This is a genomic window from Georgenia sp. X1117, from assembly GCF_057784635.1.
The window spans coordinates 3185172-3206326 of record NZ_CM173492.1 but is presented as its reverse complement, the minus strand read 5'-3'; the positions used below and the strand labels follow the sequence as shown (position 1 = coordinate 3206326).

The 21155-nt window shown below is 74.0% G+C and carries 19 protein-coding genes; 10 read left to right on the top strand and 9 right to left on the bottom strand.

Features of this window, described 5'->3' with window-relative positions; translation table 11 throughout:
• Positions 1 to 88: 88 nt before the first annotated feature.
• Together AC3D3D_RS14770 and glpK are read left to right on the top strand one after the other, a co-directional pair.
• Entirely contained in the window at positions 89 to 1777 is a 1689-nt protein-coding gene (locus AC3D3D_RS14770; RefSeq protein WP_463662508.1) for a glycerol-3-phosphate dehydrogenase/oxidase, read from the top strand.
• Positions 1778 to 1902: 125 nt separating this feature from the next.
• Positions 1903 to 3426, top strand: coding sequence for a glycerol kinase GlpK (gene glpK, locus AC3D3D_RS14765; RefSeq protein WP_463662433.1), 1524 nt, complete (start codon positions 1903 to 1905; stop codon positions 3424 to 3426).
• Between the two features lie 174 nt (positions 3427 to 3600).
• On the opposite strand, the gene dusB is transcribed toward glpK, so the two are convergent.
• The gene (gene dusB, locus AC3D3D_RS14760) at positions 3601 to 4875 is read right to left on the bottom strand and encodes a tRNA dihydrouridine synthase DusB (RefSeq protein ID WP_463662434.1); all 1275 of its coding nucleotides are present in this window, start codon (positions 4873 to 4875) and stop codon (positions 3601 to 3603) included.
• A gap of 95 nt (positions 4876 to 4970) precedes the next feature.
• Positions 4971 to 5579 carry a TetR/AcrR family transcriptional regulator gene (locus tag AC3D3D_RS14755; protein WP_463662435.1) on the bottom strand — a complete coding sequence of 203 codons (609 nt, stop codon included), beginning with the start codon at positions 5577 to 5579 and terminating at the stop codon, positions 4971 to 4973.
• 36 nt (positions 5580 to 5615) lie between these two features.
• On the opposite strand from AC3D3D_RS14755, the gene AC3D3D_RS14750 reads away from it, so the two are divergent.
• Entirely contained in the window at positions 5616 to 6146 is a 531-nt protein-coding gene (locus tag AC3D3D_RS14750) for a GNAT family N-acetyltransferase (protein ID WP_463662436.1), read from the top strand.
• A gap of 103 nt (positions 6147 to 6249) precedes the next feature.
• Here AC3D3D_RS14750 and AC3D3D_RS14745 read toward each other — a convergent pair whose 3' ends face one another.
• The 3 genes from AC3D3D_RS14745 to AC3D3D_RS14735 form a co-directional block, all read right to left on the bottom strand.
• Entirely contained in the window at positions 6250 to 7638 is a 1389-nt protein-coding gene (locus AC3D3D_RS14745; RefSeq protein ID WP_463662437.1) for a glycine--tRNA ligase, read from the bottom strand.
• Positions 7639 to 7776: 138 nt separating this feature from the next.
• A complete protein-coding gene (locus tag AC3D3D_RS14740) occupies positions 7777 to 9843 on the bottom strand; it encodes a serine/threonine-protein kinase (protein WP_463662438.1) in 2067 nt (688 codons plus the stop codon).
• 78 nt (positions 9844 to 9921) lie between these two features.
• Positions 9922 to 11805 carry a serine/threonine-protein kinase gene (locus tag AC3D3D_RS14735; protein ID WP_463662439.1) on the bottom strand — a complete coding sequence of 628 codons (1884 nt, stop codon included), beginning with the start codon at positions 11803 to 11805 and terminating at the stop codon, positions 9922 to 9924.
• 253 nt (positions 11806 to 12058) lie between these two features.
• Between AC3D3D_RS14735 and AC3D3D_RS14730 the strand changes: the two genes are divergently transcribed.
• The 7 genes from AC3D3D_RS14730 (at position 12059) to AC3D3D_RS14700 (ending at position 17161) form a co-directional block, all read left to right on the top strand.
• Positions 12059 to 13105, top strand: coding sequence for a metal ABC transporter substrate-binding protein (locus AC3D3D_RS14730; RefSeq protein ID WP_463662440.1), 1047 nt, complete (start codon positions 12059 to 12061; stop codon positions 13103 to 13105).
• On the top strand, positions 13098 to 13907 hold the full coding sequence (locus AC3D3D_RS14725) for a metal ABC transporter ATP-binding protein (protein WP_463662441.1): 810 nt from the start codon (positions 13098 to 13100) through the stop codon (positions 13905 to 13907). The genes AC3D3D_RS14730 and AC3D3D_RS14725 overlap by 8 nt, the downstream gene beginning before the upstream one ends.
• On the top strand, positions 13907 to 14854 hold the full coding sequence (locus tag AC3D3D_RS14720) for a metal ABC transporter permease (protein WP_463662442.1): 948 nt from the start codon (positions 13907 to 13909) through the stop codon (positions 14852 to 14854). Before AC3D3D_RS14725 ends, AC3D3D_RS14720 begins: the two co-directional genes overlap by 1 nt.
• A 52-nt stretch (positions 14855 to 14906) precedes the next feature.
• Positions 14907 to 15473, top strand: a complete 567-nt coding sequence (locus AC3D3D_RS14715) for a DedA family protein (protein ID WP_463662443.1) — start codon at positions 14907 to 14909, stop codon at positions 15471 to 15473.
• A 202-nt stretch (positions 15474 to 15675) separates the two neighbouring features.
• On the top strand, positions 15676 to 16071 hold the full coding sequence (locus tag AC3D3D_RS14710; protein WP_463662444.1) for an ArsR/SmtB family transcription factor: 396 nt from the start codon (positions 15676 to 15678) through the stop codon (positions 16069 to 16071).
• Positions 16068 to 16580 carry an SRPBCC family protein gene (locus AC3D3D_RS14705; protein WP_463662445.1) on the top strand — a complete coding sequence of 171 codons (513 nt, stop codon included), beginning with the start codon at positions 16068 to 16070 and terminating at the stop codon, positions 16578 to 16580. The genes AC3D3D_RS14710 and AC3D3D_RS14705 overlap by 4 nt, the downstream gene beginning before the upstream one ends.
• Positions 16577 to 17161, top strand: coding sequence for a TIGR03086 family metal-binding protein (locus tag AC3D3D_RS14700; RefSeq protein WP_463662446.1), 585 nt, complete (start codon positions 16577 to 16579; stop codon positions 17159 to 17161). Before AC3D3D_RS14705 ends, AC3D3D_RS14700 begins: the two co-directional genes overlap by 4 nt.
• On the opposite strand, the gene AC3D3D_RS14695 is transcribed toward AC3D3D_RS14700, so the two are convergent.
• The 4 genes from AC3D3D_RS14695 to AC3D3D_RS14680 are packed head-to-tail and all read right to left on the bottom strand — an operon-like array spanning position 17158 to position 21147.
• Positions 17158 to 18078, bottom strand: a complete 921-nt coding sequence (locus AC3D3D_RS14695) for a siderophore-interacting protein (RefSeq protein ID WP_463662447.1) — start codon at positions 18076 to 18078, stop codon at positions 17158 to 17160. The genes AC3D3D_RS14700 and AC3D3D_RS14695 overlap by 4 nt on opposite strands.
• Entirely contained in the window at positions 18075 to 18887 is an 813-nt protein-coding gene (locus AC3D3D_RS14690) for an ABC transporter ATP-binding protein (RefSeq protein ID WP_463662448.1), read from the bottom strand. Before AC3D3D_RS14690 ends, AC3D3D_RS14695 begins: the two co-directional genes overlap by 4 nt.
• Complete coding sequence (locus AC3D3D_RS14685) at positions 18884 to 20083, bottom strand: FecCD family ABC transporter permease (protein WP_463662449.1); 1200 nt, start codon at positions 20081 to 20083, stop codon at positions 18884 to 18886. Before AC3D3D_RS14685 ends, AC3D3D_RS14690 begins: the two co-directional genes overlap by 4 nt.
• Positions 20080 to 21147: a FecCD family ABC transporter permease gene (locus AC3D3D_RS14680; protein ID WP_463662509.1), complete on the bottom strand. Its 1068-nt coding sequence runs from the start codon at positions 21145 to 21147 to the stop codon at positions 20080 to 20082. The genes AC3D3D_RS14685 and AC3D3D_RS14680 overlap by 4 nt, the downstream gene beginning before the upstream one ends.
• Positions 21148 to 21155 lie beyond the last annotated feature (8 nt).

Sequence of the window (21155 nt, the reverse complement as noted above, 5' to 3'; positions counted from 1 at the left end):
CGGGCGCCGACGCACGAGCCGATGGAGGAGCGAGCACGTGAACACCACAGCACTGACGCCGGAGTCACGACAGGCCGCGCTGGAGCGGATGGCCACCGAGGAGCTGGACGTCCTGGTGATCGGCGGCGGCGTCACCGGCGCCGGGATCGCGCTCGACGCCGCCACGCGCGGGCTGAGCACGGGCATCGTCGAGATGCGGGACTGGGCCTCGGGCACCTCGCAGTGGTCCTCGAAGCTCATCCACGGCGGCCTACGCTACCTCTACCAGCTCAACTTCGCGCTCGTCTCCGAGGCGCTGCGCGAGCGCGGCATCCTGCTCACCACCACCGCTCCTCACCTCGTGTCCGCGCAGCCCTTCCTCTGGCCGCTCAAGCAGCGGGTCATCGAGCGCGGCTACTCCGCCATCGGCGTGGGTATGTACGACGCCCTGTCGATCATCGGCAACAAGGGCGCGACGGTGCCCATGCAGAAGCACTACACCCACTCCGGGGCGATGAAGCTCGTCCCGAGCCTCGACCCCGACACCCTCATCGGCGGCATCCGCTTCTACGACGCGCGCGTCGACGACGCCCGCCTGGTGATGACGCTCGTGCGCACCGCGCAGGGCTTCGGCGCGGCCGCCGCCACCCGCGCGCAGGTCACCTCCATCGTCTCCGACGCCTCGGGCCGCGCCACCGGCGCGGTCGTCAAGGACCTGGAGACCGGCCAGGAGATCACGGTGCGCGCCAAGCACGTCATCGGCGCGACCGGCGTGTGGACCGAGGAGACCGAGAAGCTCGGCGGCGCCGAGGGCGGCCTGGAGGTGCTGGCCTCCAAGGGCATCCACATCGTCGTGCCCAAGGACCGCATCAAGGGCAAGACCGGCGTCTTCCTGCGCACCGAGAAGTCCGTGCTGTTCATCATCCCGTGGCAGCGCTACTGGGTGATCGGCACGACCGACACCAAGTGGACGGAGCAGGTCGACTCCCCCGTGGCCACCACCGAGGACATCGACTACGTCCTCGAGCAGGCCAACTCGGTGCTCAAGGACAAGCTCACCCACGAGGACGTCATCGGCACCTACGCCGGCCTGCGCCCGCTGCTGCAGCCGGTGGACAAGGGCGACGGCGAGTCGACGAAGGTCTCCCGCGAGCACACCGTCACCACCCCCCAGCCGGGACTGACGGTCATCGCCGGCGGCAAGCTCACCTCCTACCGCCTCATGGCCGAGGACGCCGTGGACCACGCGCTCGGCAAGGCGCGGGCCAAGGCCAACCCCTCGATCACCACCGAGACCCCGCTGGTGGGTGCCCCGGGCCTGGAGGCCACGCGCCGCCAGCTGCCGCAGCTGCGCAGCCGCTACGGACTCTCCGCCGCCCGCGCCGAGCACCTGGTCTCCCGCTACGGCTCGGAGCTGGGCGAGTTCCTGGCCACCGTGGACGAGGACCCCTCGCTGGCCACCGCCCTCGAGCACGCCCCGGACTACCTGCGCGCCGAGGTCGCCTGGGCGGTCACCCACGAGGGTGCCCTGCACCTGGAGGACGTCCTGCTGCACCGGGTCCGACTCGACTTCGAGCAGCCCGACCGCGGCAAGGCGGCGGCCCCCGAGATCGCCGCCATCATGGCCGGCCTGCTCGGCTGGGACGACGGCCGACGTGACGAGGAGGTCGCCAGCTGGGTCGCCCAGGCCGACGCGATCCTCGCCGCGCAGGAGACCACCGACGACGCCGCCGCCTCCGCGGTGCGCGTCCAGGCACCGGAGCTGGTCCCCGTGGAGCGGCTCACCCCCACCGACTGACACCCCCGGCGACGGGCGGGGCACCCCTGACGTCCCGCCCGTCGTCACCCCCGCAGGACCCCGGGGCGGCGACCGCCGTCCCGGGCGGCACATCGACACCGCCGTCGAAAGGAACAGTCCCCGACATGAGCGACACCGAGAAGTACGTCCTGGCGATCGACCAGGGAACGACGTCGTCCCGAGCGATCATCTTCAACCACTCCGGCGAGATCGTCTCCGTCGGCCAGCTCGAGCACGAGCAGATCTTCCCCCGGGCCGGCTGGGTCGAGCACGACCCGAAGGAGATCTGGAACAACGTCCGCGAGGCGGTGGGGATGGCCCTGTCCAAGGCCTCCCTCAACGCCGGGAACATCGCGGCGGCCGGCATCACCAACCAGCGTGAGACCACCGTCGTGTGGGACAAGACCACCGGTGAGCCGATCTACAACGCGATCGTCTGGCAGGACACCCGCACCGACGGCATCTGCCAGGAGCTCGCCGGCTCGGAGGGCGACGAGAAGTACAAGCCCCGCGTGGGCCTGCCGCTGGCGACCTACTTCTCCGGCCCGAAGATCAAGTGGATCCTCGACAACGTCGACGGCGCCCGCGCCAAGGCGGAGGCCGGTGACCTCATCTTCGGCAACACCGACGCGTGGGTGCTGTGGAACATGACCGGCGGCGTCGACGGCGGCCTGCACGTCACCGACGTCACCAACGCCTCGCGCACGATGCTCATGGACGTCAAGACACTCACCTGGGCGGAGGACATCGCCGCCGACATGGGCATCCCGCTCTCGATGCTCCCGGAGATCCGCTCCTCCTCGGAGGTCTACGGCAAGGGCCGCCAGCAGGGTCTGCTCACCGACGTGCCGATCGCCGGCATCCTCGGCGACCAGCAGGCCGCGACCTTCGGTCAGGCGTGCTTCCAGGTCGGCATGGCCAAGAACACCTACGGCACGGGCAACTTCATGCTCATCAACACCGGCAACGAGCCGGTCTTCTCGGAGAACGGTCTGCTCACCACGCTGGGCTACAAGATCGGCGACCAGCCCGCCGTGTACTGCCTCGAGGGCTCGATCGCCGTGACCGGCTCGCTCGTGCAGTGGCTGCGCGACAACCTGGGCATCATCTCCAGCGCCCCGGAGGTCGAGGAGCTCGCCAAGACGGTGGAGGACAACGGCGGCGCGTACTTCGTCCCGGCGTTCTCGGGCCTGTTCGCGCCGTACTGGAAGTCTGACGCCCGCGGCGCGCTGGTCGGCATGACCCGGTTCGTCAACAAGGGCCACATCGCCCGCGCGACCCTGGAGGCCACGGCCTTCCAGACCCGCGAGGTGCTCGACGCGATGAACGCCGACTCCGGCGCCGACCTCGCCGAGCTCAAGGTCGACGGCGGCATGGTCGCCAACGAGACGCTCATGCAGTTCCAGGCCGACATCCTCGGCGTGGACGTGGTCAAGCCGGTCGTCGCCGAGACGACCGCGCTCGGCGCGGCGTACGCCGCCGGCATCGCCGTGGGCTACTGGAAGGGCGAGCAGGACGTCATCGACAACTGGGCCGAGGACCGCCGGTGGAGCCCGCAGCTCGACGAGGCCGAGCGCGAGCGCACCTACCGCCTGTGGAAGAAGGCCGTCACCAAGTCCTTCGACTGGGTCGACGAGGACGTGAAGTGACCCGTCGGGCCCACGTGGCCTGACGCAGCACGCCGAGGGGCGGGTGACCGGGAGGTCACCCGCCCCTCGCGGCGTCGTGCCCTGGCTGCGTCGGCCCGACTACGTCGACGGGCCGAGGCCGGCCTGGCGACCTCTGCCGGCGGGCGCTGCCCGGCCGGCGCTGCCCGGACGGCGTCAGCCGCCGGAGACCGACAGCTCGGCCTGGGCGAGGACGGCGGCCCAGGCCTCGTCGACCTCGCGGCTCTCGAGCCAGGCGTCGGGCAGGTGGGCGCGCTTGGGGCCGCCGGCCCGGCCGCGCTGCCCCTCGGCGCCCTCGCCCGGGTAGGGCGAGTCGAGGTCGAGGTCGGCGACGAGGGCGTCGAGCTCGGCGAGGGAGTCGACCAGCGCGAGCGCCCGCCGCGCGTCGCCGCCCACGGGGTAGCCCTTGAGGTACCAGGCCATGTGCTTGCGCATCTCGCGCAGCGCGCGCTCCTCGGACCCCATGTGCTCGACCATGAGGGCAGCGTGCCGGCGCAGCACGTCGGTGGCCGCCCGCAGCCCGGGCCGCACCCGCGTCCCGGAGCCGGTCGCGGCGGCGACGAGGTCGGTGAACAGCCAGGGTCGGCCCTGGCATCCGCGCCCGACGACCACGCCGTCGGCGCCGGTGGTCCGCATCATCTCGGCGGCGTCCTCGGCCGACCAGATGTCGCCGTTGCCCAGCACGGGCACGGTGCGCACGGCCTCCTTCAGCCGGGCGATCGACTCCCAGCGGGCCTGGCCGGAGTAGTGCTGCTCGAGCGTGCGGGCGTGCAGGGCGACGGCGGCGGCACCGGCACGCTCGGCGGCCCGCCCGGCGTCGAGGTAGGTGAGGTGTTCGTCGTCGATGCCCATGCGCATCTTCACGGTGACCGGGACCTCGTGGTCCCGTCCCCGGGAGGCCTCGCGGGCCGCGGCGACGGCGCCGCGCACGATGTCGCTGAACAGGTCGGCCTTCCACGGCAGCGCCGCTCCCCCGCCCTTGCGGGTCACCTTGGGCACGGGGCAGCCGAAGTTGAGGTCGACGTGGTCGGCCCGGTCCTCCTCGACGAGGATCCGCACGGCCGCGGCCACGGTCACCGGGTCGACGCCGTAGAGCTGGACCGAGCGCACCGGGTCCGTGGGGTCGGGGGTGATCATCCGCATGGTCTCGGGCGTGCGCTCGACGAGCGCGCGGGAGGTGATCATCTCGCAGACGTAGAGCCCGGCCGGCGCGTGGGTCCCGACGGCGTCGCTCACCCGGTCGGCGGGTTCCAGCGCCGCCTCGCCCGCCTCGCGGCACAGGCGGCGGAAGGGCGGGAGGGTGACGCCGGCCATGGGCGCGAGCACGACGGGCACGCCGACCCGCACGGCGCCGACCTGCAGGCCGCCCCATCCCTCGGCCGTGTCGAGGGTCGACCCGACGCCGTCCGACGCGGTCCGCGTCACCGTCATGCGCTGCTCCTCCTGCGTCGCTCGGGCCCACCGGCCTCGCGCGATGGACCCTCCATTGTGCGCCAGGACCGCGGCCCGGGTCAGCAGGACGGCGCTCACACCGCGCTACCGATCCCCCAGGCGCGCAGCGCCTCTCGCAGGACGTCCTCGGGGTCGAGACGCGTCGACCCGTGCTGGGCCGCGTAGACGGGAGCGGCCCCGTCGTCGGGGGGCGAACCAGGCTCGAGGGCCGCGGCGGCCGCGGTCAGGGCGCTGCCGAGCACGAGGTTGGTGGCGGCGTAGGCGAGCGGCAGCGGCGACGCGTGCCCCTCGCGCTCGAGCGCGCGCACGAGGGCCTCCGACCAGGCGACGTAGGCGGGGCCCCGGGGCGGCCGCTCCGCGACGACGTGCACGGCCCACGGGTGCGCCCGCAGGTGGCGGTGCAGCGCGGTGAGCAGCAGGGTCGCGGAGCCGTCGGCGAGCGCCGCCCGGACGGCGCGATCCTCCGCCAGCACGTGGTCGAGGGCCAGGTCGTGGGCGTCGGCCGGGCCGTCGATGCGGGAGTACAGGCTCGCCGGGGCCACGCCGAGGGCCCCGGCGAGGGCACGCAGGGAGAAGGCGGCGAGCCCGCCGGCGTCGAGCAGCTCGGCGGAGAGCACCGCGATCGCCTCGGGGCTGACGGCGCGGCGTCGCTGCGGCGTGCGGACGCGGTCCCAGTACGACACGACCACACACTAACCGTTCACTGTTAGTTTAGTGGGATGATCGACGCCGCGCTCCTCCCCCTCGACGACGGCGTGCGCGCCCTGCGCCCGCTGCGCACCCACGACGCCGCGGCCTACGCGGCCGGCACCCGCGACCCGCTCGTGCGCGAGCACGCCCACCTCCCCGAGCCGCACTACACGACCGCCCGGGTCGAGGAGATCGCGCGCGAGGTCGTCCCGGCGGGCCTGGCCCGCGGGGACCTCGCGCTCCTGGCGATCGTCGACGCGGGCGACGACCTCCTCGGCAGCCTCGTCCTGTTCGACGTCGGGGCGACCTCGGCGGAGGTGGGCTTCTGGCTGCTGCCGGCCGCCCGGGGCGCCGGCCACGCGGGCGGCGCCCTGGAGCTGGCGGCCCGGCTGGCGGCGGGCAGCGGGCTGCGCACGCTGACGGCGCGCACGGTCACCGCCAACGCGCCCTCGCTGACCACGCTCGGGCGCGCCGGCTTCACGGAGGTCGCCCGCGCCGAGGGGCGGACGCCGTCGGGCGCCGTCACCGCGCTCGTCCACCTCGAGCGGGAACTGGCCTGAACGGCCGCGCGTCCCGACCCCAGGGGATCGGGACGCGCGGTGGGCGATCTCAGGGCGCCTCGGGAGGTGTCCCGGGGCAGCCGATGGTGTCGGTGCCCCGGGGTCAGGCCCCGACGAGCCGCTGGGCGAGGTAGCCGGCGACCTGGTCGAGGGCCACGCGCTCCTGGGTCATCGTGTCGCGGTCGCGCACGGTCACCGCCCGGTCCTCGAGCGAGTCGAAGTCGACGGTCAGGCAGTACGGCGTGCCGATCTCGTCCTGGCGGCGGTACCGGCGCCCGACGGCCCCGGCGTCGTCGAAGTCGACGTTCCAGCTCTTCCGCAGCTCGGCGGCCAGGTCACGGGCCACCGGCGAGAGGTCGGCGTTGCGCGACAGGGGCAGCACGGCCGCCTTGACCGGGGCGAGGCGGTGGTCCAGGCGCAGCACGGTGCGCTTGTCCACGCCGCCCTTCGCGTTGGGCGCCTCGTCCTCGGTGTAGGCCTCGACGAGGAAGGCCATGAGCGAGCGCGTCAGACCGGCCGCGGGCTCGATGACGTAGGGCGTCCAGCGCTCGTCCTTGGTCTGGTCGAAGTAGGACAGGTCCTTGCCGGAGTGCTCGGAGTGGGTCGACAGGTCGAAGTCGGTGCGGTTGGCGATGCCCTCGAGCTCGCCCCACTCCCCGCCGGTGAAGCCGAACCGGTACTCGATGTCGACGGTGCGCTTCGAGTAGTGCGAGAGCTTCTCGGTCGGGTGCTCGTAGTGCCGCAGGTTCTCCCGGTCGATGCCCAGATCCGTGTACCAGTCGGTGCGGTGGTTGATCCAGTACTCGTGCCACTGCTCGTCGGTGCCCGGCTCGACGAAGAACTCCATCTCCATCTGCTCGAACTCACGCGTGCGGAAGATGAAGTTGCCCGGGGTGATCTCGTTGCGGAAGGACTTGCCGATCTGGCCGATGCCGAACGGCGGCTTCTTCCGGGCCGAGGTCATGACGTTGGCGAAGTTGACGAAGATGCCCTGCGCGGTCTCGGGGCGCAGGTAGTGCATGCCGGACTCGTCCTCGACCGGGCCCAGGTGCGTGCGGAGCATCATGTTGAACTCCCGCGGCTCGGTCCAGCGCCCGCGGGTGCCGCAGTTCGGGCAGGGCAGGTCGGTGATGGCCACGTCGTCGGGGTTCTCGATCCCCTTGCGCTCGGCGTACTCCTCCTGCATCTGGTCCACCCGGAAGCGCTTGTGGCACTCGAGGCACTCGGTCAGCGGGTCGGTGAACGCACCGACGTGCCCCGACGCCACCCATACCCGGCTCGGCAGGATGATCGAGGAGTCCAGGCCGACGACGTCGTCGCGCGAGGTGACCATGTGCCGCCACCACTGGCGCTTGATGTTCTCCTTCAGCTCGACGCCGAGGGGTCCGTAGTCCCAGGCGGAGCGGGTACCGCCGTAGATCTCGCCGGACTGGAACACGAAGCCCCGGCGCTTGGCGAGGGCGATGACGCTGTCGAGTGCGGTGGCGGCCATGTGGTCTCCATGCTTCTGCCGCGCGGTGCGCGGCGGTCGAGCCGCACCCGGGTGGCGCGGACGGGCTCCACCGTAGACGCCACGGGGCGGGCGCAGGGCGCCCGACCGCGGGTCGGCCCCGCCCGCCGGCGTGGCGCGCTACTGGTCCTGGTAGATCGGGGGCACCTCGGCGGGATCGGCGAGGACGCGCCCGTCACCGACGGCGAACCCCGCCGCCTCGCCGTCCACGGCCGTGAAGGAGATCGCCAGCTCCTCGACCCCGGAGACGTCGAGGTCGATCTCGGCGGGCTCGGTGAGCGAGACCTCGCCGCTCCACAGGATCGAGCCGTCGCCGCGCACCTGGACCCGCACGATGCGGGACTCGTAGCCGGCGACGTCCTCCTCGAGGAGGTTGTCGCCGGCGGGCAGCCGGCCGATCGTCGCCCGGAAGGTGCGGAAGCCGCCGTCGAGCTGCCACCCGTACGCCCCGTCGGCCTGCGAGGACGAGGAGGCCAGGCCGTACGGGTAGGACGTGCCGGCGATCTGCACGGCCTCGCCCGAGGCGTAGCCGTACTCGCTGCCCGAGAGCCGATCCAGATCGGTGAGGTAGAACGTCGCGCTGGGCACGGTGACCTCGACGGCGACCGAGCCGTCATGGTCCTCGCCCGCCGCGGGCTCCTGGCCCACGATCGTGCCGGTGGGTTCGCCGTCGGACAGGACCTCGGTGGTCACCAGCTCGGTGCCGTCGCCGAGGGTCTCCTGGGCCTGCTCGAGGCTCTGCCCGCTCAGGTCCGGGGTCTCGCTGCCGCGCAGGAAGAACAGCCAGACGAGCAGCACGAGCACCACGACGGCGCCGAGGCCGCCGAGCAGCAGCGGCAGCCGACGACGTGCGCCCGCTCCCCCGCGGTTGCCGTTGCCGCGGGAGGGTGCCGACGCGTCCGCTCCCGGGCCGTAGCCGCCGCCGTAGGCGCCGTTCCCGTAGGCGCCCGGCCCTGCCGGTCCGCCTCCAGGACCGCCGACGCCGTGGCCACCGGCGCCGGAACCACCGCCACCCGGCGCACCGCCACCCGGCGATCCGCCGGCCGGACCGGCCCAACCGGGTCCGGCGGGCGCTCCACCCGTCGGCACGCCGCCGCCGATGCCGGGCGCACCACCCGCATCGGGCGCTCCGCCCACGCCGGACATCCCAACCGCACCAGGCGCTTCGCCCGGACCGGCGAGCCTCGTCCGGGCGGGCGCCTGCTCGAAGGCCTCGGGGTCGACCTGCTGGGTGGCGTCCCCACCGGTGGCCACGGCCGCGCTGCGCCGCGAGAGGTCGACGGTCCCGTCCTCCCCCTCCGGCCGCCGCGGCGCCGGTCCCCCGGGCGGTGGGGTGTCGATCGCCGTCAGCGCGGGCAGGCCCCGCAGCTCCTCGGCGAGGTGGCCGAGCTCCTCGGCGACCTCGGCCGCCGTCGGGCGCTCGGCGGCGTCCTTGGCGACCATCCGCAGCACCGCGCCCCACATCTGGTCGGGGAACCCCTCGGGGCGGCCGGGCAGGTTCTCCGAGTGCCGGCGCAGCACGCCGTAGGTGCCGCCGGGGCCCGCGAAGGGCGTCACCCCCGCGACCATCTCGTAGAGCATGACGCCGAGCGCGTAGACGTCGGTGGCCGGGGCCGGGGGCTCCTCCTCGATGACCTCGGGCGCCATGTACAGCGGGGTGCCGAGCATCGCCGTCGAGGTCGTCGAGTGCAGCGCCTGGGTCACCCGGGCGACCCCGAAGTCGGAGACCTTGGGCAGCATCGTGCCCGTCTCGCTCGGCAGGGACAGCAGCACGTTGGCCGGCTTGACGTCACGGTGGATGACGCCGCGCTCGTGGATCGCGCCGAGCCCCCGGGCGATCTGCCGGCCGTACCAGGCGGCCTCGCCGGGCGGCAGGGTGCCACGCTCGTCAAGCAAGCCGCGCAGGTCCCCGCCGGGCACGAACTCCATGACGATGGCCAGCGTGCTGCCCTCGACGACGAGGTCGTGGACCTGCACCACGTTCTCGTGCAGCACCCGGGTGAGGAAGGACCGCTCCTGGACGAAGCGCTGGACGATCTCGGGGTCCTCGGCGTACTCCGAGCGCAGCAGCTTGACCGCGACCTCCTGGCCGTCGTCGTTGCGATGGCCCGCCCAGACGGAGCCCATCGCCCCCTTGCCGACCTGACGGTCGAGCGTGTAGCGGCTGCCGAGCGGCCGTGACGACATGGAACCTCGAGTCTCGCGATGGTGGGTGGGTGGTGGACGGTGGGGACTGGCTGGCGCAAGGGTACCGATGCGAACGCGTCAGCCGCCGTCCCCCTGCTCGGGAAGCGCGCCGGCCGGCGCCAGCACGCGGGTGTTGGCCAGCCCGAGCGCCGCCGTCGCCTCGTCCCCGCCGGTGGTGACGGAGAACTGGACCTCGAGCTCCTCGACCCCCTCGACGTCGAGGGTGAAGTCCCGCGGCTCGTCGAGTGTGACCTGCCCGTTCCACAGGCGTTCGCCGTCACCGAGGATCTCGACGGCGACCACCCGGGAGTCGTCGGCCTCCTCGCGCTCCCCGCCGCCGGCCTCGCCCACCCAGCGCCCGACCGTGCCGCGGAGCATCTCCGAGCCGGCGGGCACCTCCCAGGCCCAGGTGCCCGAGGCGACGCCCGGCTCCGATACGGCCACGTCGAGGAAGGCGTTCTCCCCGATCTCGCGCGCCTCGAAGGCGGGCTCGTCCAGGCCGTCGCCGGTGATCGGCTCGAGCTCGTGGAGCCGACGGTTCTCGGTGGGCACGGAGACCCCCACCTCGACGGTGCCGTCGTGCTCCTCGTCCACGGGGGGATCCTGGCGGATGATCCGGCCGGGCTCGACGGTGTCGGCCAGGGCGTCGACGGTCTCGATCTCCACCGCCGGCCCCAGCTCCTCCTCGGCCTCCTCGACCGACATGCCCCACAGGTTGGGCATCGTCGTGTCCTCGGGCAGCGTGTCCCGGGTCAGCCACCAGGTCAGGGACCCGGCGACGAGGAGCACGACGACGAGCGCGGCGGCCAGCGCCACCCAGCGGCGGAGCCCCGCACCCGCCGGACGGTCGCCCACGACGACGGCGCGGGCCCGCACCGATCGGTCGGCGCCGTCGACCGGAGAGCCGGCAGCACCGGCGTCGACGGTCCCGGCGTGGCGCGTCGTCCCGAGAACGGTCGCGCCCTGCTCGGGGGTCCGGCTCTCCCCGCCCGGGCCACCCGCGGCGCGCCACCGCTCGAGGCCCGTGCGGTCCCGGACGACGGTGCCCTCGGTGATCCCGCCGCCGGTCTCCGCCCGCGCCGCGCCGACGGGTCGGCCGGCGGGCGGGTGGACGAGGCGCGTGCGGGCGGGGAGGCCGGCCAGCGACTCGGCGAGGCCCTCGAGCTCGTCGGCCAGCGCGTCCGCCTCCGGTCGCGCTGCAGGGTCCTTGTCGACGGCGCGCTCGATGATCTCCCACAGCGCGTCGGGCAGGCCCTCGGGGCGACCGGGCATGAGCTCGGTCTGACGGCGCATGACCCCATAGGTCCCGCCGTCCCCGGAGAAGGGGGTGACGCCGGTGAGCATGCGGTAGAGCAGGATGCCGAAGGAGTAGATGTCGCTGGCGGCGGTGGGCAGGCGCTCCTCGATGACCTCGGGGGCCATGTACAGCGGCGTGCCCACGATCATGGTCGCGCTCGTGGTCTCGGTGATCTCCCCGTGCGTCACGCGGGCGACGCCGAAGTCGGTGACCTTGGGGACCAGGCGCCCCTCGACGCGCTCGAGGAGGATGTTGGCGGGCTTGACGTCGCGGTGCACCACCCCGCCGTCGTGGATCGCCGCGAGCCCGCGGGCCACGCCGGCGCCCAGCGAGGCGGTCTCGGCCGGGGTCAGGGTGCCGCGCCGGTCGATCTCCTGGCGCAGGTCGCCGCCGTCGACGAGCTCCATGACGATGGCCAGCGTGCTGCCCTCGACGACGAGGTCGAGCACCCGCACGACGTTGGGGTGGACGACGTCGGTGAGCAGCGCCCGCTCCTGGACGAAGCGGCGGACGATCTCCATGTCCTCGGCCACCTCGGCGCGCAGCCGCTTGATCGCCACGACCGTGCCGTCGTCGTTGCGGTGACCGCGCCAGACCGAACCGACCGCGCCGCGCCCGATCTCGCGATCGAGCGTGTACCGGCTGCCGAGCGCGCGCGAGGGCATGCTCACCTTCTCCTCAGGGACGTGCGGGCTGGTGCGGGGCGGGGGCCGCGACCACGGTAGTCCTGTCGCCGCCGTCCTGGCGCAGGTGGGCGGGTACGGGACACGGGCAGCGCTCCCCCGTCCGGCGGCCCCCGCCGCCCGCCGGGCCCGCCCTCTCGCCACCCGCCGGGCCCGCCCGGCGCGAGGAAGGTCACGTCGTCGCCGCGCCGATCGACTTTGACAATCCTTCTCACGAGTCCTGAGAATCGCTCTCATGTCATTCCGCCTGCGCCACCTCGCGCTGCCCGCGGCCGCCGCGCTCGTGCTCGCGGGCTGCTCCTCGACCGAGGACGACGGCGGCGAGGTCCAGGTCGGCACCGCCGTCTACGCCTTCGAGTGGCTCACCGAGCAGATCGGCGGCGACCGGGTGACGGTGACGAACGTGACGCCGCCCGGCGCCGACGCGCACTCGCTCGAGCTCGCACCCGCGCAGGTCGTCGAGCTCGAGTCGGCCGACCTGCTCGTCCACCTGCCGCAGTACCAGGCGGCGATGGACGACGCCGTCGACCAGCTCGCCGACGCGCGGGTGCTCGACGCCGCCGTGCCGACCGAGCCCCTGGCCCCCGAGGAGCTCCTCGCCGAGTCCGGCTCCGGGGACGCCCACGAGCACGACGAGGGCGACGAGGAGGGCCACGAGGGTCACGACCACGAGTCCGGGTCCGAGGACCACGACGACGACCACGCGCACGACGAGGACCACGCGCACGAGGACGGCGGCGCCGACGACCACGCGGGCCACGACCACGGCCCGCTCGACCCGCACGTCTGGCTCGACCCGGACCGGATGGTCGCCCTCGCCGGCACGATCGCCGACGAGCTCGGCGAGGTGGACCCCGACGGCGTCGCGACCTACGAGGCCAACCTCGCCGCCGTCGTGGCGGACCTCGAGCAGCTCGGCTCGAGCATCACCGAACAGCTGGGCTCGTGCGCACAGACCACCGTCGTCGTCGGGCACGAGGCCTACGGCTACCTGCTCGCCCCGCACGGCTTCGACGAGACCGGGCTGGCCGGCCTGGACGGCGGCACCGAGGTCAGCCCTGCGCGGATCGCCGAGCTGACCGAGCTGGTCTCCGGGACCGGGGTCGGCACGATCTACCGGGACGCCAACGCCCCCGACGACGCCGTGCGCGCCGTCGCCGAGCAGACCGGCACGGACGTCGCGGTCCTCGACCCCCTCGAGATCGAGCCGGCCGACGGGGACTACCGTGACGCCATGCAGGCCAACATCGACGCTCTCGCCGCCGGGCAGCAGTGTGGCTGAGCGCGAGCAACGCCCGCTGAGCGTGGAGGACGTCGGGGTCAGCATCGACGGCCAGGCGATCCTGCGCGGGGTGTCGATGGGCGTGGACCCCGGCGAGTGCGTCGCCCTCATGGGGCCCAACGGCTCGGGCAAGTCCACCCTCGTGCGCGCGATCGTCGGCGTGCGACGCCCCACCTCGGGCACGGTGCGCCTGTACGGGACCGACACCTCCGCGGCCCGCCGCTCGGTGCCCTGGCGGCGGCTCGGCTACGTCCCCCAGCGCTCCTCGGCCACCTCCGGCGTCCCGGCCACCGCCCACGAGGTCGTCGCGGCCGGCGACCTGGCCGGCTGGCGGTGGCGCCCCCGCCGCGGGGTGGACGGTCGCGTGCGCGAGGCCCTCGAGCGCGTGGGCCTGGCCGACCGGGCGGGCGACCCGGTGCACGTGCTGTCCGGGGGCCAGCAGCAGCGCGTGCTCGTGGCGCGCGCCCTCGTGCGCGACCCCGACCTCCTCGTCCTCGACGAGCCGCTGTCCGCCATGGACTCCGCCTCCCAGCGGGCGACCACCGACCTGCTGGCCGACTTCACGGCGAGCGGCGGCGCCGTCGTCGTCGTCCTGCACGAGCCCGGGCCGCTCGGACCGCTCCTGGACCGGGCCGTCGTCCTGCGGCACGGCGCGGTCGTGCACGACGGCGCCCCGCCCCGGCCGGCCCCCGGCCACGACGACCCCGGGCACCACCACGACCACGAGCACGCCGACGAGGAGCCGGAGTACGGGCCCGTCGACGCCGCCGCCCACCTGCCCGTGGCGGGAGGCCCGCGCTGATGGAGATCGTCGAGACCATCCAGACCATGTTGTCCAGCCCGCTCATGCGGCGCGCGCTGATCGTGGCGGTGCTCGTCGGGGCCGCCGCGCCGGTGATGGGCACCTACCTCGTGCAGCGCCGCCTCGCCCTGCTGGGTGACGGCATCGGTCACGTCGCGCTGACCGGCGTGGCGCTGGGCTGGCTCGTGGGCTCCGCGCTCGGCGTCATGCCGGTGGACCGCCTGGCCGTGCCCGGGGCGATCGTGGCCTCGGTGGTCGGCGCCCTGCTCATCGAGCTCGTGCGGGCCCGGGGGCGCACCTCCGGCGACGTCGCCCTGGCCATGCTCTTCTACAGCGGCATCGCCGGCGGCGTCCTCATCATCACCATCTCCGGCGGGTCGAGCTCGACGCTCACCGGCTACCTCTTCGGCTCGATCGCCACCGTCTCCTCGCTGGACATGTGGCTCGCGCTCGGGCTCGCGGCCGTCGTCGTCGGGGTCGGGGTGGGGCTGCGGCCGGCCCTGTTCGCCATGTGCCACGACGAGGAGCTGGCCCGCAGCTCGGGGCTGCCGACCTGGCTGCTCTCGGCGACCGTGTCCGTCATGGCGGCGCTGACGGTGTCGATCTCGATGCGGGTCGTCGGCGTGCTGCTGGTCTCGGCGCTGATGATCGTCCCGGTCGCGGCGGCGCAGCAGCTGACGACCTCCTTCCGGAGCACCATGCGCCTCGCGATGGTCGTCGGGCTGCTGGTCACCGTCGCCGGCCTCGTCATCACGTACGTCCAACCGTGGTCACCCGGCGCGACGATCGTCGTCCTCGCCGTCGCCGTCTACGCGCTCGCCTCGGTGGCGCGTCCCGTGCTCGAGGTCCGTCGACGACGTCGGGCCGGTCCGCGCGACCCGCACCCCGAGCACGACGACGACGTCGCCGTCTCCGCCCCGACCGGCCACGAGACGCCCGCCACCTAACCTCCCGGCCCGCGGGGGCGACACCCATGCCGGGACGCGAGACAATGGGCGGGTGCCCGACTTCCTGTCCGGATGGCCCTTCTGGGTCGTCTACGCCGTCCTCTTCGTGGGGGCGATGTGTCGCGGGCAGATGATCTACTGGCTCGGCCGCTGGGCCACCGAGCAGACCCTGCAGCGCACGCACCCCACCGAGGGCTGGCGGCGCCGGGCCCATGACTGGCTCTCCGGCGAGGGGCCGCAGCGCGGCATCGACGCGCTGCGCCGGTGGGGGCTGGTCGCGGTGCCGGTCGGCTACCTCACGGTCGGTTTCCAGTCGATGATCCAGGCGGGCGCGGGCATCCTGCGCATCCGCTGGTGGATGTACACCCTCGCCCAGATCCCCGGCGCGCTCGCCTGGGCGGCGATCTACTCCACGATCGGTTTCGCCGTCTGGGGCGCGATCATCTCCGCGGCCGCCGGCTCCCCGCTGGGGCTGGCCGTCATCGCCGCGGTTCTCGTGGTCACGGTCGCCACCCTCGTGCTGCACCGCCGCGCGCGTCGACGCAGCGATGCCCGCGCCGCGACCGACGCCGAGGGGCCCCATCTGCGCGCGGTCACCGCCGACGACACCGCCGCCTGAGCCGCAGGCACTCCCCTCCCTCGCCGAGGTGGACCACTGCCGGTCGAGACGGACCTCGGCGGCGCCTACCTGGGACGAGACGGGTCCACCTCGGCGCGGAGCAGCGCACACCCCTTCGCCCCCTACTCAACCAGCCGGTTGACATCAACCTCGCGCACCCCCTACCTTCGTGCTCAACCGATTGGTTGACGAAGGAGGAGGCATGGCGGACGACCGGCTCGACGAGGTGTTCGCGGCGCTGGCCGACCCGACGCGGCGGGACATCGTCGCGCGGCTCTCGGACGGCGACGCCACGCTCACCGAGCTGGCGGCGTCGTACGACGTCTCCGTCCAGGCCGTCTCGAAGCACCTCAAGGTGCTCGAGGCCTCCGGTCTCGTCAGCCGCACCCGGGAGGCCCAGCGCCGACCGGTCCATCTCGAGGCAGAGGTGTTCGACCTCATGACGAAGTGGATCGAGCGGTACCGGCGCCGGGCCGAGGACCGGTTCCGCCGGCTCGAGGAGGTGCTCGCCGACATGGGTGAGGACGCGATCGACGACGGGAGCGGCACCACGTCAGGCACCCGTGCAGCACCGAGAACCAAGGAGCAGGCATCATGACGACCCAGGTCCAGCATCCCGAGACCACCATCACCGCGAACCCCGACCTCCCCACCATCGAGATCGTCCGCGAGCTCGACTTCCCCGTCTCGCGCGTCTTCCGCGCCTACACGGACAAGGACCTCTTCGCCCGCTGGATCGGTCCGCGCTCCCTGAGCACCGTCGTCGAGGAGTGGGACTGCACCACGGGCGGCTCCTACCGCTACCGCAACCTCGAGCGTGACGGCGACGGCGACGGCGAGACGCAGTACCGCTTCTACGGCTCCTTCCACGAGGTCCGGCCGGACGAGCGGATCGTCCAGACCTTCACCTACGAGGGCTTCCCGGACGGCGTGTCCCTGGAGACCGGCACCTTCGAGGACCTCGGCGACGGCCGCACCCGGATCACGCTGCTGTCCGTCGTCAACTCGATGGAGGTCCGCGACGCGATGATCGCCTCGGGCATGGAGGTCGGCGTCGTCGAGGGCTTCGAGAAGCTCGACGAGCTGCTCGCCGGGGGTGCCGCATGAGGGCCGACGCCCCGCCCGCCGCCTTCCACCGTGAGGTCGCGGCCGGCTTCGGCGCCGTCGTCGACGCGGTGCCGCCGGGCGGCTGGGACGCGCCGAGCCCCGTCGAGGGGTGGGCCGCGCGCGACGTCGTGGGCCACCTGACCACCTGGCTGCCCGGCCTCCTGGCCTCCTCGGGCGGACCCCGCCTGCCCGAGGGGCCCTCCGCCGACGAGGACCCGGCCGCCGCGTGGCACCACCAGGCCCGGGCCGTCCAGGACCTGCTCGACGACGAGGCGAACGCGAGCGTCGTGCTGTCGAACCCGAACTTCGGCGAGGTGCCCCTCCCGGCGGCGATCAGCCAGTTCTACACCGGCGACGTCTTCATGCACACGTGGGACCTCGCGCGGGCCACCGGGCAGGACGTGGACCTCGACGCCGAGCTCGCCGGGCAGATGCTCGACGGGATGGCGCCGATGGAGGACCTGCTGCGCTCGAGCGGCCAGTACGGGCCGGCGGTGCCCGTCGCCGACGACGCGCCCGTGGCCGACCGGCTCATCGGCTTCATCGGGCGCGACCCGAGCTGGCGGGCGCCGGCGAGCTAGATGCCCTCGGCGCGGCCGTGGCGCCAGTAGCCCATGAACGCCACGGAGCGACGGTCGACGCCCTTGTTCCGCACCAGGTAGCGGCGCAGGCCGGTGACCACGCCCGCCTCGCCGGCCAACCAGGCGTAGCGCGGGCCGTCCACCTCGCTCGGGACCGACCAGACGAGCGCGTCGGGGTCCGGCGTCGGGGCGGAGGGGGCGTCGTCGGCCGTGTCGTCGCCTCCGCCCCCCGGCAGGACGGCCTCTCCCCAGCCGCGCACGGCGTCGTCGAGGGCGGCGCCGTGCGCGCGCTCGCCCCGCACGAGCCAGTGCACGGTCACGCCGGCGGGCGCGTCGACGTCGAGGACGTCGGCGGCCGTGGGGACCTCGATGAAGGCGTTGCCGGTGTAGCTCTCGTCGAGGGACTCGACGATCCCGCAGATGGCGGGCAGCGCGGTCTCGTCCCCCGCGAGCAGGACGCGGCGCGCGGTGCCCGGGTCCCACGCGACGCCGCCGTTGGGCAGCCCGCTGCGGGCGTCGGGGCCGATGACGACGAGCTCGTCGCCCTCCGCCGCGTCCATCGCCCAGGCCGAGGCCGGGCCCTCGGTGCCGTGCAGGACGAAGTCGACGTCGATCTCCCGCTCCCGGGGTCGCACCGCCCGCACGGTGTAGGTGCGGATGGCGTTGCGCTCGTCGTCGGGCAGCTCGCGCCAGCGCCGGTACCACTCGGTCATCGAGGGGCGGGGCTCGTCGAAGAGCCCGACGTCGGGCTGGGTCCCGTCCGGGCGGTCGAGGTAGAGCTTGATGCGCTGGTCGAGGCAGGTGGTGCCGAAGTGCTGCAGCTCGTCGTCGGTCAGCGTGATCCGCGACAGGTGCGGGGTCAGACGGCGGACCTGGCGCACGCGGGTCCGGTAGGCGCGGGAGGGCGGGTAGGTCACGCGGGCTCCTTCGTGGGGACGTGGTGGCGGCCGATCGGCACCATGAGGGGGCGTCCGGTCAGCGGGTCGGGCACGACCGTGGAGCCGATGCCGAAGACCGCCTCGACGCACTGCTCGGTGAGGACCTCCTCGGGACGGCCGGCGGCGTGCACGGTGCCGTCGGCGACGGCGACGAGGTGGTCGGCATAGCGGGCAGCGAGGTTGAGGTCGTGCAGGACCATGACGATGGTGGTGCCGCGGCCGATGTTGAGGTCGGTGAGCAGGTCGAGGACCTCGATCTGGTGGCAGACGTCGAGGAAGGTCGTGGGCTCGTCGAGCAGGAGGACGTCGGTCTCCTGGGCGAGCACCATGGCGATCCACACGCGCTGGCGCTGCCCGCCGGAGAGCTCGTCGACGGGTCGGTCGGCCAGGTGGGTGGTCGACGTCGCCTCGAGCGCCCGGGCGACGGCGGCGTCGTCGCCGGCGCTCCAGCGGGACAGGACGCCCTGGTGGGGGTGGCGGCCGCGGCCCACGAGGTCGGCGACCGTGATGCCCTCGGGGGCCAGCGGTGTCTGCGGGAGCAGGCCGAGGGTGCGGGCGAGCTCGCGCGCGGGCATCCGGTGCACCTGCCGACCGTCGAGGACGACGGTCCCGCGCGACGGCGTGAGCAGGCGCGACATGGCGCGGAGCAGGGTCGACTTCCCGCAGGCGTTGGCGCCGACGATCGCGGTGATCTTCCCCGGGGGCACGGCCAGGCTGAGGTCCTCGATGACCGGGCGGTCCCGGTAGCCGACCCAGACGTGGTCGGCGGTGAGCTGTCGGTCGGTCACAGGGAGCCTCCGGCTCGGTTGCTGCGGACGATGAGGTAGACGAGGTAGGGGGCGCCCAGGGCGCCGGTGATGATGCCCGCGGGGAACCGGGTCCCGAAGGCGTACTGGCCGGCCAGGTCGGCCACGAGCACGAGCACCGCGCCGACCAGGGCCGCCGGGACCAGCAGGGAACGGCCGGGGCCGACGAGGCGGGCGGCGATCGGCCCCGCGAGGAAGGCGACGAAGGCGACCGGTCCGGCGGCGGCCGTGGCGAAGGCGATGAGCCCGACGGCGGCGACGACGACCACGAGCCGGCGCCGCTCGACACGCACGCCCAGGGCGCGGGCGGCGTCGTCGCCGAGCTGCATGGCCGACAGGTCCCGGGAGCCGGCCAGCAGCAGCGGGCCGAGCACGAGCAGCGCGAGGGCGGCCGGGGCGATGGCCTGCCAGGAGGCGCCGTTGAGGCTGCCGACGAGCCAGCGCATGGCCTCCTGCAGGTCCCACTGGGCAGCGTTGTCCAGCACGTAGCTGGTCACCGAGTCGAGCATCGCGGCCACCCCGATGCCGATGAGGACGAGCCGGGTACCGACCACTCCCCCGCGGTAGGAGACCAGGTAGATGAGCAGGGCGACGCCGAGGCCGGCGGCGATGGCCACCGCCGAGACCTCGCCGCCGTCGAGGTTGAGCACGACGATCGAGAAGGCGGCGGCCGCGCTCGCCCCGGAGCTGATGCCGATGATGTCGGGGCTGGCCAGGGGGTTGCGCAGCATGGTCTGGAAGGTGACGCCGCCCAGGCCGAGGCACAGGCCGACGACGACGGCGAGCGTGGCGCGCGGCAGGCGCAGCCGGCCGACGGTGAAGCTCGCCCCGGCGACGTCCTCCCCCATGAGGACGCGCCAGACGACGTCGGGGCCGTAGAAGGTGCGCCCGCCCATGACCGAGGCGCACCACAGGGCCACGGCGGCGAGGGCGAGCGCGGCGACGACGACGCCGAGGCGGCGGGCCCGGCGTCGGCGCGCGGTGCGCAGGGCGGTGAGGGACGCGCCGACGGCGGGCTCGGTGCGGGTGGCGGGGTAGGTAGGTGTCGCTGCGTCGGACGTTGATGCGGCGTCGGTCGGCGAGGATGCGCCGGAGGGTGCGGCGGCGTCGGCGGGGGTGGCGGTGCCGGCCCGATCGGGCCGGGTCGTCGACGACGGGGCGCGGGTCGAGGCGGTCATAGCTCGCGGATCCTCTGCCGGCGCACGATGGCGATGAAGACGGGGGCGCCGACGACGGCGGTGATGATGCCGACGTCGATCTCGCCGGGACGGGCGACGACGCGGCCCAGGACGTCGGCGCCGACCAGCAGGCCCGCGCCGACGAGCGCGGAGAAGGGCAGCAGCCAGCGGTGGTCGACGCCGACGAGGAGGCGGCACAGGTGGGGCACGACGAGGCCGACGAAGCCGATCGGGCCGGCGACCGCGGTGGCCGCGCCGCACAGCAGGACCGCGCCCGCCGAGGCCCCCAGGCGGGCGGTGAGGACGCGTACGCCCAGGCCGGCGGCGACGTCGTCGCCCAGGGCCAGCGAGTTGAGGCTGCGGGCGGAGAGCAGGCACACGGCGAGGCCGACGCAGAGAAAGGGCAGGACCTGGCCGGTGGCCTCGTGGGTGGCGCCGCCGACCCCGCCGATCTGCCAGGAGCGGATGCTGCCCGCGATGTCGCCGCGCGGCAGCGCCACGGCGGTGATGAAGGAGGCCAGGGCAGCGGAGGTGGCGGCGCCGGCCAGGGCGAGCTTGAGCGGGGTGGGTCCACCGCGCCCGAGGGAGCCGACGACGTAGACGAAGACCGCCGCGAGGGCGGCACCGAGGATGGCGGTCCAGATCATGCCGGTGCGGGTCCACAGGCCGAACCAGGCCATGCCGACGACGACCGCGAGCGAGGCGCCCATGTTGACACCGAGGATCCCGGGGTCGGCGAGCGGGTTGCGGGTCACGCCCTGCATGACGGCGCCGGCGATCCCCAGCGAGGCGCCGACGAGCAGCGCGAGGAACGTGCGCGGGACGCGAGTGTAGACGGCGGCGGCACCGATGGAGTCGGTCGTCCCGGTCAGCCCGGAGACGATCTCGTCGAGCGTGACGGCGCGGGACCCGAAGGCCACCGACGCTGCCGTCAGGCAGACGACGGCGGCGAGCACCACGAGGAGCCAGAGCGCACGGATCCGGGCCGGACGTCGGAGGGCGCCGACGTCCGGCCCGGTGGACGGGGGTGAGGATGTGGACCCCCGGTCCGTGGTGGAGGCCAGGGCCTCCG